Below are 12678 nucleotides of genomic sequence, written 5' to 3' on the forward strand. Positions count from 1 at the left end.
TCAGAACGAAACCTGAGTGAAAAATTGATTGATCTACAGTTAATTAATGAAGACGATGTCAATTATCTTTTTACGACTGACGAGCACTATAAATTACTTGATATCAAGTTGGTAGAATCCGTCCAATTAGAGCTTTCTACAAAGACAAAGTCTGAAGAACGAGTAATCAGCGTGTTGAAACAAGCAATATCAAAAGCTGCGAGTGATATCCATTTTATTCGTGATTCTGATACTGCTAAAATTAAATTTAGAGTCAATGGTGAACTGGAATTACAACAAGAAGTATTATCAACTGATTGTGATGAGATGCTATTCGTATTATATAACGTTATGGCCTCGACAAAGGAAACTACGTGGAATACCAAAAGTCCACAAGATGCAAATATCATAATAAGTATTGAAAGTAATCAGTATCGTTTTCGATATGCTCATATGCCAATATTTTCTTCTGGTGTTGGTGGGCTTAGTTATCATGCTGTAGTTCGCGTTATATATCCAAACAAGAAAAATAGTGTTTGTAGAGATTTAAAGCAACTTGGTTTAACTGACCATGAAAGTGTAATCATTGACACAATGTTGTCTAATCCAGCGGGACTGGTGGTCGTTTCCGGCGTCACCGGATCAGGCAAGTCTACATCACTGAAAAATTATATGGAGTATTTATTTAATACCAAATATCAGGAGAAGGGTTGTTTTGTTACCGTAGAAGACCCAGTTGAATATGTTATTGAGGGTGCACAACAATCTTCAGTTGTAAAATCAAAGGAAGATAGCAATTTATTCGCTGAAGCTGTTCGGTCATCAATGAGGCGAGACCCTGATGTATTAATGATTGGAGAAATTCGCGATATAAAAACAGGTCAGGCGTTATCCTCAGCCGTTGAAAGTGGTCATCTATGTATGACTACAGTACATGCAGGTAACGTAGTGGGTGTACTACAGCGTTTATATGGATTAGGTATAGATCTTGACAAGCTTGCGACACCAGGGTTCATTGCTGGAATTATGAACCAAAAATTGATTCCTATTATTTGTAAACATTGTGCAATAAGTAAAAATAATGAGTATGACAAACAAGTAAAAACACAAGGTGCTGGATGCTTAGAATGCGACTATCAAGGTGTAATTGGTAGGACATTAGTGGTTGAATATTTAATTCCTGATTTGTATATACTAAAGTTGATTTCAGAAAGAAAATGGGTAGATATATACTCATATTTGAAATCAAAAAGATCTCATCACTGTTTGGGTGTCGGTTATACAATAAAAGATAAGGTTTATAATTTGTGCTTAGAAGGTATTGTTTGTAGCGATTATTTTAAATCATCATTTGGACCAATGGAAATACAAGATGAAGAGCTCATTTTTTCAGTACATCAGTCAAAAAAACAGATTGATTCTTTATAAGTTATTGTCAGACCTAATCGAGGATGGCGTACCACTATATGATGCATTGTTGATGTTGAAAAACAAAGATGGTGAAGCTGTTTACGGACGGGTTTTTATTAAACAAATGAATACCTTGGTTGATAATATGAAAAAATCAGCATCAGTTACTGAATCACTAACTGGATTAGTCCCAGGGCAAGATTTGATGGTTATCAACGCAGCTGAGCAATCTGGTCAGTTATCTGACGGGTTAAAAATGCTCGTAGACATGATTGTAAAAAGTAACGCGATAAGTAGTAACGTAAAAAAATCTTTGGTGACACCAGTATTACTTTTTGTCGTTGTTCTATTTGTGATTATGGGTTATTCAATGCAAGTTTTCCCGACATTTCTTGGCGTATTACCTATAACCCAATGGCCGTCAGTGACCAAATCACTATATGGTTTTGGAACTTACTTATCTGAAGGGGGATTGGTAACTATACTGCTTTCTTCATTTGTGATTGCTGCAATTATTAGAGCTTCTATGCCTATTTTAAATGGTAAATATCGAACTTTAATTTTAGACAAGATACCGCCTTATAATTATTATCGTCAGATACAACTGGGAATTTTTTTAAGAATGCTCTCGACTCTAATGCTAAATAACATACCAATGGTTGATGCGATTGAATTGATTAAAAGTAAATCGTCTATTTGGTTGAGATCGCATTTGAATTTATTCAACGATAATATGAAAAAGGGGAAAAGTTACAAAGACTCTTTGGATACTGGTCTTGTGACAAAAGAAATGCTTCTGATGATAAACATATATTCTGGTCTTGATTCATTTACTGTTACAGTCAAGAAAATGGCTGATGAAATAGATTTTAAGATTAATAATGATGTTAACAGGTTAAGCGTAATCTTAAAAAATGTGTCACTTGTTGTTTTAGCGAGTGCAGTGATTTGGATTTTTGGTGCGATATTTAGTCTTGTAGATAAGTTAGGTGCGGGGTATTAAAATGAGGTTATTATTGCTAATATTTCTTACAGCTATCACTCAGCCAAAAGTGTGGGCATTTAATAGTGATTATGAATCTCAGTCTTCCTATGATGGACGGAGCTTAACATCAGCTCGGACTATATTTAATGCTCCTTATAGTCTTTGTAGAATGGATGGTATTGCTGACAGTGCATGTAAGCAAGTTTCATTGTCACTGGGCGGAGAAACGTTCAAAAATGTATATTTTTCTGAGGCAGAAGGAAATAAACCAAAATCTTATTTTGAATCTATCGGCCAAAGTTCGCTAGAAAACTTAGTCAAAGATTACAAATTGGAAGGTATTAGTGACAAGCAGTGGTTGGTTCCGACGTTAGGTCAGTTAACGAGTATGATGTCATCAGGGTATATTCCTAAAGTGTATGGTAGAAAATATTGGTATCGATCAGATTCAACAAACGCTTTGAAGATAGCGACGTATGGATATAGTCCATCAAGTGGTTCAAGTGCTGGGATTTACCGTTTAGCTACCTTAGATCAACCAAGTAGTTGCCGAGAAGAAGACTGTTCCCCATGGAGCAATTCATCGCCTTGGATTTTACAGACAAACACGGGCTCCAGTTTCGCAATTAGATATAACTATGGTTATAAAGTGAATGGTAAGAGTTTTAAATGGACTAACCAGTGGGGACGTAATGCACTTCATATTCCTGGTGGTGCTAGTGATGTTTATATTGAAATTTGGCATCACGGTGCGCCAGGTTGGTCTGGTAGAAATTACAATATCGAACGTCAAAGAGGTGCAGCTAGTACGATGTGTATAACGCAATATGGTAGTTTGTTCGTAACGTCAGCGGATTTAACAAAAGGAGCATGTTGGTGAGTGTGTTACATGAAATTTTTGTCGATAATTTTTTAGGTTTAGCTTTGATCAAATCTTTAGATAATGACCAGGTTTTTTATGCTAATTCTCAGTATTTGGATTTTGTTTTTGAACAGAATGTAAAAACTGATTGTTTAGGTCCCGATCATTTGAATATATTGATTAATGAAAGTGCAACGGCAATGAAAGAGTGTGGTTTCCAGTTTTGTAAGTATGTAGATAATGTTTTTAAAGAAACGAAGTTACCTCTGTTTGCAAAAGAAGTGTTAGAAAAAAACAAATACATCACTTACCGAACACTAATTCGTTATAATGGAGAGCCAGCTGTTATGGTGTTGATAAGTATCTGTTCGAAAGATAAGAGTGCTTCTGATATTAATGAACTTCAAAGTATGGATGTTTGTCAAGAAATGATGCAATGCTGCCTAGGACGTTAACGGCATAAATTTTATCTAAGGTTAAAGGAGTTGTTATTTTCTACGTTTGATCTATTTCAACTCCTTTCTCTAATGAGTTTAATTCATGTTTGAATCGATATTGATATATATTTTTAATGAATTTGGTTTTGATGGTTTTTTGTTTCTTCCCCTAGTTATTTTACTTTGTTTGTTTTTTTTGATTCTCATTTTTTTTAAGATTAAATTAATTTAATGTCCATGATTTTTTATTAATGATTTTTCAGTTTCACTCTAAATTTATGTAACATAAGGGTTTCTTGTGGATTTGGTCAAGAAGAACAGTATGTGTATCGATCAGGTTGACATCAACTGTTTGATTTGCCCGATCGCGATGAAATGCGAAATATACTTGAAAAATCGATATCCTGGCTATCAAGTAAGCGTACTTCCTCATCCTTCCAATAATCTTAACGCCATTTTTTTGGAGGAAAGATAAAAACCTCCATTTATAGCTTAAACGAGTTTTTAATCCATTGTGCAATATCATTTTTAGAGGATGTTATAAAGCTGATGTTGCATTTTATAATTTAAGGTCTGAAATATGCTATCCCTGTTTACAAACAAGAATAATGACATCTTAAAAAATCAGTTAGAAATGTTAACTTCAAAGTATGAGATATATGAAAGCGAACAAGTAATCCAAGCGGCTAGCCAAAAGTCCGTTATAGAAATGCTAGAAAATGAAAAAAATAATAATTATGAAATGTTTTCTTTATTACTCAATGGCAGTGGTTTTATAAATGCCATTCGTGATGGTATGGCAATCTGTGCTCAAGAATTAGCATCAGAAAAAATTGCTTTAAAAAAAATGGAAACCATGTTCGTCGATGCAAACTCAGCGACGCAGATCTTGACGAATGAAACTGAAAAAATTAATTTTCTCGCAGTCGATAGCCATAAAGCAGTATTGGAATTGACAGATTCTACCATCGTGATAGGACAACTGGTCAATAGTATAAAAGAAATATCAAAGCAAACAAATCTGTTGGCTCTCAATGCTGCTATAGAAGCGGCTCGAGCCGGCGAGTCAGGTAGAGGTTTCGCTGTTGTAGCGGATGAAGTCCGAAACTTGGCAATCAAAGCCCAAGTAGCAAGTACAGCTATAGAAGAGTTGGTTCGAAAGATCTCTGAACAAAGTGCAACCATAAAAGATGCGGTTGACAAAAGCGTTCAATCTGCGACTGAATTTAAGAGAACGACAAGTCGTATTAAAATTGTCGTTAAAGATGTAATTCTGCACTCAAAAAAAATGCAAGATATCATTAATTTGTCTGCAACGAGAGCTTTTTTGGACACGGTTAAACTTGACCACGCTGTTTGGAAAAATAATGTTTATAAGCATATTTCCACTAACGACAAGAACGCCCGAGTAAATGGACATCGAGAGTGCCGCCTAGGTAATTGGTATTTCGAGGGGGAAGGTGCTAGTTGTTATAGTCATTTTAAAAATTTTAAGGGTTTGAGTATTCCTCACGAAATGGTTCATCACTCCGGAGCTGAAGCATTGAAGTGTGCGAACGATGGCGACCAGTCAGGTGCAATCCGCCACCTAAAATTGATGGAATCAGCGAGTGTAGAAGTGCTTTACCATATTGATAAAATTTTGGAAGAAAGTGAGAGAGTAACAATTTAGTCCTTGGGATTATTAAATCACCACTGTTGGCTGGTGGATAGCTCTTGGATGACAGAGGATAGGTGTCTCATCTAACGGTGTATAGCAAGGTATGACCCTGCGACAATCATCACGGCCCCCGCTCCTTGGTTTAATCTTTTCTGTGAATTTGGTGTTGTTAGTTTTTTCGCGACGACACTAGCGCCCAATGCGACCAGCATAATGGCAGACATTAAAGCGATAGATGAAAGCAAGGAGACAAGAAAAACATCACGAGCTTGCAGCACGGTAAGGTCAATAAAGGTGGGTAAAAACGAAATGTAGAAAAGAATGACCTTAGGGTTGGACGCTGAAATTAAAAATCCTTGAGTAAAGTTTGCCAAAGGCTCCGCAACTTTATCTTGCGTCGGTTTTGATAGGGCGTCTCCTTCAAGATGTTCAGGTAATGCACGGAACATCTTATAGCCGAGGTAGATCAGATAAGCGGCACCTAAATAGCGAACAAGCAAAAAAACGTTCGACCAATTGTCGGCGATTGTCGCGAGTCCAAAACACGCCAGATTCAGATAGACAAGATCACTGGTAATGATTCCTGTCGCTAACATGAGGCACTTTCTTGGTCCATACACGATCGCTCGAGCCAAAATGGCAAAAATACCAGGCCCGGGCGTAATTCCGAATATGAACATGGCAATGAAAAATGTTATGGCAGATTCTAGTGACACTGTATTACTCTACATCATGCTGAGAAAGGCAGGAAAATAGCATATAAAGTTTTCCTATTCGAGCCGTATGTAGCCGCGGCAATGAACGCACCCCCAGAACTTAGAGCGCGAGGATAAGTGACGTTCATTAAACGATGTTTAAGATAATTTTGAGACTTAGCCCTTTTAGTTTAACAAGTCATTAATCGTGCAATCATTTAGACTACTTGGCTGGTATTTTACTTCTTCCTAGGTATTACGAATAAGGAGAAAGCATTGAGAGTTATCGTTATTCTCATGTCATTAATCGTCACTTTTGGCGTTCATGCCACTGAGCGAGACAAGGTCGCCAAACATTATGTTGCGGCAATAGTGAGTCATGATTTTGAACAGGTTGCAGAACTTATCCATCCTGACGCTCTGGCTGTGTTTAAACAGAAAGTAGATAATGCCCTCCAAAGTTCAAAGCAAAATTTGGTTGAGAAAGAGTTGCTTCCGTTGCTCGATGTGGATTCTCGTCAGCAAGCGGTAGAGTTGACGGCTAAACAAGCCTATATTAATTTTTCCCAAAGCCTCATGGCAAAATTCCCAAACCAAGACATAGAGATCGCGAATTCTTCAGTTGAGTACCTTGGTGAGGTCACACATGGTGACACCATCACCGTTACGTACAAAATGACATTTAATATTGGCGGTAAGTCGGCGTCTAATATTGTTCAACATAACTTTAAAAAGTACCAAGATAGCTGGCGCATATTACTCACGCCCGAGACGCTAGTCTATTTTGAGCAATACACATCACCTAGTCGTTAATTTGGATTGGTCTTATTAAAGTCAGAGAGTTGTAGAGCTCATTTTGGTGAGAGATAATCATCATTGGTAAGCGAGGAACAAATGCAATGTTAGCATGGATTTTTGTTGGTCTTGCAGTGCTGTGCTTATGCAGCGTGCTAATTTCATTGAAGATGGGATTTACTCCCACTGACCAAAGGGTCGCTAAGCAAGCATTAGGTGTCCCTATAAAATCAGACCAAGATCATTTTGGTGAGTCGCGCAGATCCTCGGCTGTGAGTCATGAGGCTTATGTGGTGGCTGCTTACGATTATTCCATGGAAAGTATTGTCTCTGCATGGCGTTCAGGTAAACCGGGGAGTGTTATTGCGGTCGTGGGATTGCTTGGGGGATTTTTCGGAATTTTCGTTTTTATAGCTTGCGCGTTATTTGCTGTTGGTACCATGCCTTTTGTTTTCGCTGGATTGATAATGACATGGATGACAATCAAAGGCTTCAAACTGCCAATAAAGGGCTTTCTTGAGGAGAATAAGCGTCAATCGGCTAAAGCCTCAAATTCTTAGCAAGAGATTGATTGCAAAAATGCGCGTTTTTGACGCTATTTTCATCTCACATAGAAGTATTTCTGAGCATTGACCCCAGTGATTGCATTGTGGCAACCCTATCTAAGCACAGGTAATGGTTGCCGCTTCGTTGGTTTCCCCGTGACCCAAATTTTTAACGGAATTCCTTTAAAGTTCGAATTACATGACCACTTAGTCTTGTCACTTAAGTCAAAACACCAAATTGGAAAGCTAAATACCCAATTTAATCGTTCTAGCCACATACCTAAATTCTATTACAACATACATAGGAGACGCATCGAATAGGTTCCAGAGCCAGTCACTAATCTATTGTACTATCGCGACGACTGATGGAATGTTGCTTTAAAAATAGAGGGCGCTTTGGCGGAACGATAATAAGGTGTCAAATAATAAACATGTTGATGGAAAGTTGACACTTTTGCGTATAGGTTCATGGTTTGATATTGAATTATAATGTTAAATGTAAATTGTATAGTTAGTTCAATAGGAACAAAAATTGTTCAAAACGTTTAGCTACCGGGGCGTTGCAGTTCAGAATTTAAGGAATGTCGCTATTATTCACCCTTGCATCATCTGGATAGTTAATGGAGAGAAAAGACTAGCAACCAATGGCAAAATAGAGTTATTAACGTGCGGGGATGGGTTGTTTTTAAGTGCGAATCGAAAAATCGTATTTGAGAATATTCCACATAATGGCTACTTCTCTTCTAGACAGATTAGCTTTATGTCGCCGCCATGCGAAAAATACCTAAAGCAAAGCCGAGACAACAGTCAATACAGTAGTGGTCTTGAGATCCTTCGTTTAGATGATGATCTCACCAGAATATTGGATCTCATTTATCAAGCTGAAAAAATCATAACCAGTAAAGAAGTGAGAAAGCACTGGCTTAACGGTGTTTATTCCTTGCTGGCAGAAAAGGGAATACTGCATATTTTGTTTCCCTATCACAAGATCCAGTTTCACGAAAAAACGTATGATTTATTAGAAAGCTTACCACCTGAAGAGCACAACATCATTCGTGTGTGTGATCAGTTTGGTGTCAGCAAAGCGACTCTAATAAGGCGTTTGAGAAAGTCAGGTACGCAATTTAAACATTTAGTCCGGCAAGTCAGAATGAATCATGCTCTGTTTCTCATTCAAAGTGAAAACTTTCAATTAGAAGAGGTCGCTCTACGCTGTGGTTATCAATCGGTGAGTCGGTTTGAGGCTTATTTTGAAGAGCAATTTGGTATCTCGGCTAAAGCCTATATGGCGTCTTTGCAAAACATAGAGGCAGAGATTGCCACCTAGCAACCCCCCGCGGATTTGCTTGTCCTCTGATGAGTAACACTAGACACAATAGAAATGCAGTGAAAAATTATAATGAACTTAGAACATGCACATATTGTTTATCAATCAAAATTTAAAGCTCAAGAAATTACCGCGGTTGAAGCTCTATTGCGGATTGATGGGTGTTTAGATATCCAAGACTATGTCAAAAATTATCGTAATCCAGTCGAGTTAGATTCAAGAGTCATTGAATTGGTTCAACAAGATCTGGTGAGTCAGCAGCTTGTTATCCCTGTGGCAATTAATGTCAGTTATCACAGTCTGATTAATGATGAGTTTCAACAGCAAGCGATCGATATGCTGAGTGGTTACGAGGTGACTTTAGAGCTTACCGAGCACTTCGATATTGAGGATATTGCCGCACTTCAAGCGAGTATTGAAGCCTTTCGTGCGCATAATATTTCCATTTCATTAGACAATTTTGGGTACGATTTATCAAAAGCTCATTTGCTTGAGCATTTGAAATTTAGTGAAGTGAAGATTGATAAACGTATCGTTGATGGGATTGATAGCGATTTCTGTAGCTATAAACATTTGGCGTTTATCGCCAATAAACTGCGTCAGTTTGGTGTTTGCAATGTGGTTTACAAAGGGGTTGAGCGTCAAACGCAGATCGATTTGATCGCTTTGTTTGATCCCAATGCATTTATTCAGGGCTATTACTATTCTCACCCAATCCCTATTGCTCAATTGAGTGATTCAAACGCGTCGATTGCGCGAGAAAAGGCGCCGCTTTGCATTGGCGAAGAGAATATTGAAAAGCTGGTTTATGATATGGCGCTATCTCAGGATAAAGGCAGTATTAACGATAAGATCCAACAGGTGGATAGTATCGGCACGATATATCATGAGGATTATCGTCAAACGTTAGCGAATTTTAGTGATGTTTATTATCGCAAGAACGATATTTCCATCAATTCAATCCTGAAAATTATCGATAGTAGTTCTAATCTGGTTGTGATTCGAAATGCCTCTGGTCGGGTGATTTATGATAACCAAGCTCATCAAGATTTAATGGGAATGAGTTTAGTGGGATTGAATCCCGAAGACATTACCCAAATCTTCCCGGATTATGAGCGATGCTTGATTGATGATAAGGAACTCATTAGCTCAACGCAGTTTTTCTCGATTAAAAGAGAATGCTTCGATAAAGAGAACTATAAGGTCATCCGACAAAAATTACGCCAAAATGACCAGTGCTTTGTGATTGTTTCGATCTATAAAGAGGAGCATGGTGGCAGTTATTCAACGGATACTTTGACTGGTTGCATGCTGCGTGATTACTTGACTCGTTCTGATATTAAAATGAAGTTTCGCGATAAAGTGGTCGCATTTATCGATTTGAATGGATTTAAATTTATCAATGATAGCAAAGGGCATGAATTTGGTGATGATTGCCTTGTTGAGTTTGTTAATATATTCAAGCTGAACCTTCGTTACACGCATAGTAATGATGTACTCATTCGGTATGGAGGGGATGAGTTTGTTGTGCTGTTTGATTCTTCTGATGCTGAAGCCATCAACAATAAACTTGAGAATATCAACGCTAAAATCAGTCGCTATTTCGAGCAAAAAGAACTTAAATTATCATTCTCATTTGGCACTGTTTTGAATGATATTGATGACATTAAAGGTTCGATCAAAATTGCAGATGATGTGATGTACGAAAACAAAAAGCAGTTCTACAACAAAAGCAGCCAATAGAAGTGCTGTAATCCTTCTCTTATTCTTATCAAGTACGACTAAGCCTCAACCTAGCAAGCAGATCACGCTCTACTGGATTGAGGCTTTTTGATATATCAACACCCATAAAGACATCGATATCAATGCCGGCTAATAGGCGCGCCTAGTACGGTATGAAATCAATTTAATGATTTAGGGTAAAGCTGTTCACAATTACATTTAGTTCTTCAAAAACAGCGTTATTTTATTAAATTGTTATTGCCTGTTCATAATGTTAAATCTTGGCGTTAAATGTAATTGGTTTTCAATCTGACTTTGATTGTTTCCATTAACGCTCTAATGCTGACACTCCCTTGAGTTTCTTTTTGTACAAGGCATTGTTTTTATTGATTTTGTTGGGTTTGTGTTTTTCTGCTAGCAGTAAGGCATCACAAAAAACAAGGCTTTAGAAAAGCAGTGAAATTTATATTGATAGCTTGAATGTTAAATTTGTCTAAGATGTGGGGCACTACAAAGGTTATCGAATTTACACCAGAGAGTCTGACTCTTTAGGCGTAAGTCATTAACGAAAATAACTATATGCCCTAGAGACTTCGAGGTGGTTATTGTGCCTTGGAGCTACTCGGTGACAACTGGAACAAAACAATGCTGAATCTGATTATTTCTACTATCCCGATCATCCTTTTGATCTGGATGATGACGAAGAAAAATGCCCTGCCATCCCATATTGCATTGCCACTCACGGCTCTACTGATTGGATTCATACAACTGTTTTATTTTGGCGCAGACACCACCCATCTTCTCGCCAATATCATTGCCGGCTCCCTTTCTGCGATTACTCCTATTTCTATTATTGCTGGCGCTATCTTATTGAATCGAACCATTGCGATTACCGGCGCTGAAACCGTTATCCGTCATTGGCTGGAAAGTATCAGTCGCAATCAAGTCGCGCAGTTAATGATCATTGGTTGGGCCTTTGCCTTCATGATTGAAGGTGCGTCAGGCTTTGGTACGCCAGCGGCAATTGCGGCCCCTATCCTGGTTGGATTAGGTTTTCCGGCATTGCGGGTTGCAATGTTGGCGTTAGTGATGAACTCCGTGCCTGTTTCGTTTGGTGCGGTGGGTACGCCGACATGGTTTGGTTTTGCAGGACTAGGCTTAGATGAAGCTGCCTTACTCAATATCGGTCAGTACTCTGCCATTTTGCATACCGTCGCGGCCTTTGTGATCCCAGTGATTGCTCTGAGTTTTGTTGTGGATTGGCAGGCCATCAAACGTAACTTCGTTTTCATTCAATTGAGCATTCTTGCTTGTACCATCCCTTATGTGCTGTTTGCCCAGTGGAACTATGAGTTTCCGGCGCTGGTGGGTGGGGCGATTGGCCTTGCGATTTCCACCGTGTTAGCTCGTTACAATGTCGGTATGGAAAAACGTATCGAGAGTGACAATCAGAAAACAGTGTCGGTGTCGTTTGGGCAAGTGTTCAAAGCGATGAGCCCAACCTTGTTGTTGATTGTAATTTTGATTGTGACCCGTATTCAACAGCTAGGGATCAAAGCGCTGCTTACTGACGGCACACCATTGCTGAGTGTGCAGCTAGGAGGATTAGGCGATTTCAGTTTAAGTCACGCCTTGATCATCAAGTTTGCTGATATTCTTGGGACGAATGCGACATGGTCGTACAAAACACTATATGTACCCGCATTAATCCCATTCTTGCTGGTGGTGTTCGTTTCTATCTTTATTTTCAGCATGTCTCGTTCACAGGTGAAACAAGTCTTCAGTGAAACGGGCAGCCGCATCAAAATTCCATTCATCGCCCTGGTTGGCGCGCTGATCATGGTCAAATTTATGATGATGGGCGGTGACCACTCACCAATTATGACCACTGGACGCGCTTTTTCTGAGCTCACTGGCACCAATTGGCAGTTCTTTGCCTCTTATCTTGGTGCGCTGGGAGCGTTCTTCTCCGGCTCTGCGACGGTCTCTAACCTCACTTTTGGTGGCATTCAACAAAGCATCGCACTCAATGTTGGTTTACCTGAACATTTGATTCTGGCGCTGCAATCGGTTGGTGGGGCAATGGGTAACATGGTCTGCATCAACAACATTATTGCGGTATCGACCATTCTCGGCATTGCTAACCAAGAAGGTTACATCATCAAGCGCACTGTGCTGCCAATGCTGTTGTACGGCGCCATTGTAGGCGTGGTTAGCCTAGCGCTTTAGCAATTCATTAAATCTGCCTAGCTTCACGCCAA

11 protein-coding genes and 1 pseudogene are annotated in these 12678 nt (G+C 38.9%); 11 read left to right on the forward strand and 1 reads right to left on the reverse strand.

Going from position 1 to position 12678, the window contains the following annotated elements:
• The first annotated feature begins 24 nt into the window (after positions 1 to 24).
• The 6 genes and pseudogenes from RH86_RS08335 to RH86_RS20830 all read left to right on the forward strand — a co-directional run bounded on the left by RH86_RS08335 (position 25) and on the right by RH86_RS20830 (position 5345).
• Positions 25 to 1407 (forward strand): ATPase, T2SS/T4P/T4SS family, encoded by a 1383-nt coding sequence (locus RH86_RS08335; RefSeq protein ID WP_317623639.1) that lies wholly within the window; start codon positions 25 to 27, stop codon positions 1405 to 1407.
• The gene (locus RH86_RS08340) at positions 1352 to 2392 is read left to right on the forward strand and encodes a type II secretion system F family protein (protein ID WP_009385903.1); all 1041 of its coding nucleotides are present in this window, start codon (positions 1352 to 1354) and stop codon (positions 2390 to 2392) included. The genes RH86_RS08335 and RH86_RS08340 overlap by 56 nt, the downstream gene beginning before the upstream one ends.
• A gap of 1 nt (position 2393) precedes the next feature.
• Positions 2394 to 3254, forward strand: coding sequence for a hypothetical protein (locus RH86_RS08345; protein WP_139047637.1), 861 nt, complete (start codon positions 2394 to 2396; stop codon positions 3252 to 3254).
• Complete coding sequence (locus tag RH86_RS08350) at positions 3251 to 3691, forward strand: hypothetical protein (protein WP_139047638.1); 441 nt, start codon at positions 3251 to 3253, stop codon at positions 3689 to 3691. The genes RH86_RS08345 and RH86_RS08350 overlap by 4 nt, the downstream gene beginning before the upstream one ends.
• 838 nt (positions 3692 to 4529) lie before the next feature.
• A pseudogene (locus RH86_RS20825) lies at positions 4530 to 4925 on the forward strand (methyl-accepting chemotaxis protein); the annotation flags it as partial.
• 36 nt (positions 4926 to 4961) lie between these two features.
• The gene (locus RH86_RS20830) at positions 4962 to 5345 is read left to right on the forward strand and encodes a CZB domain-containing protein (RefSeq protein ID WP_223296332.1); all 384 of its coding nucleotides are present in this window, start codon (positions 4962 to 4964) and stop codon (positions 5343 to 5345) included.
• Positions 5346 to 5416: 71 nt separating this feature from the next.
• Here RH86_RS20830 and RH86_RS08360 read toward each other — a convergent pair whose 3' ends face one another.
• A complete protein-coding gene (locus RH86_RS08360; protein ID WP_038219454.1) occupies positions 5417 to 6049 on the reverse strand; it encodes a LysE family translocator in 633 nt (210 codons plus the stop codon).
• A 255-nt stretch (positions 6050 to 6304) separates the two neighbouring features.
• Between RH86_RS08360 and RH86_RS08365 the strand changes: the two genes are divergently transcribed.
• From RH86_RS08365 to RH86_RS08385, 5 genes are all read left to right on the forward strand, one after another.
• A complete protein-coding gene (locus RH86_RS08365; protein WP_009385910.1) occupies positions 6305 to 6841 on the forward strand; it encodes a hypothetical protein in 537 nt (178 codons plus the stop codon).
• A gap of 86 nt (positions 6842 to 6927) precedes the next feature.
• Complete coding sequence (locus tag RH86_RS08370) at positions 6928 to 7383, forward strand: hypothetical protein (protein WP_009385911.1); 456 nt, start codon at positions 6928 to 6930, stop codon at positions 7381 to 7383.
• A gap of 517 nt (positions 7384 to 7900) precedes the next feature.
• The gene (locus RH86_RS08375; protein ID WP_009385912.1) at positions 7901 to 8695 is read left to right on the forward strand and encodes a helix-turn-helix transcriptional regulator; all 795 of its coding nucleotides are present in this window, start codon (positions 7901 to 7903) and stop codon (positions 8693 to 8695) included.
• A gap of 72 nt (positions 8696 to 8767) precedes the next feature.
• Positions 8768 to 10438: a GGDEF domain-containing protein gene (locus RH86_RS08380; protein WP_009385913.1), complete on the forward strand. Its 1671-nt coding sequence runs from the start codon at positions 8768 to 8770 to the stop codon at positions 10436 to 10438.
• A gap of 624 nt (positions 10439 to 11062) precedes the next feature.
• Complete coding sequence (locus RH86_RS08385) at positions 11063 to 12646, forward strand: L-lactate permease (RefSeq protein WP_009385914.1); 1584 nt, start codon at positions 11063 to 11065, stop codon at positions 12644 to 12646.
• Positions 12647 to 12678 lie beyond the last annotated feature (32 nt).

Origin of the sequence: Vibrio sp. N418, from assembly GCF_000222565.1 — a bacterium.
Classification (GTDB): Bacteria; Pseudomonadota; Gammaproteobacteria; order Enterobacterales; family Vibrionaceae; genus Vibrio; species Vibrio scophthalmi.

What these genes read in the sequence shown, in the direction of transcription:
- RH86_RS08340 (WP_009385903.1), top strand. Translation starts at nt 1,352, where the DNA reads ATGAAGAGCTCATTTTTTCAGTACATCAGTCAAAAAAACAGATTGATT.
- RH86_RS08345 (WP_139047637.1), top strand. Translation starts at nt 2,394, where the DNA reads ATGAGGTTATTATTGCTAATATTTCTTACAGCTATCACTCAGCCAAAA.
- RH86_RS08380 (WP_009385913.1), top strand. Translation starts at nt 8,768, where the DNA reads ATGAACTTAGAACATGCACATATTGTTTATCAATCAAAATTTAAAGCT.
- RH86_RS08385 (WP_009385914.1), top strand. Translation starts at nt 11,063, where the DNA reads ATGCTGAATCTGATTATTTCTACTATCCCGATCATCCTTTTGATCTGG.
- RH86_RS08370 (WP_009385911.1), top strand. Translation starts at nt 6,928, where the DNA reads ATGTTAGCATGGATTTTTGTTGGTCTTGCAGTGCTGTGCTTATGCAGC.
- RH86_RS20830 (WP_223296332.1), top strand. Translation starts at nt 4,962, where the DNA reads ATGCAAGATATCATTAATTTGTCTGCAACGAGAGCTTTTTTGGACACG.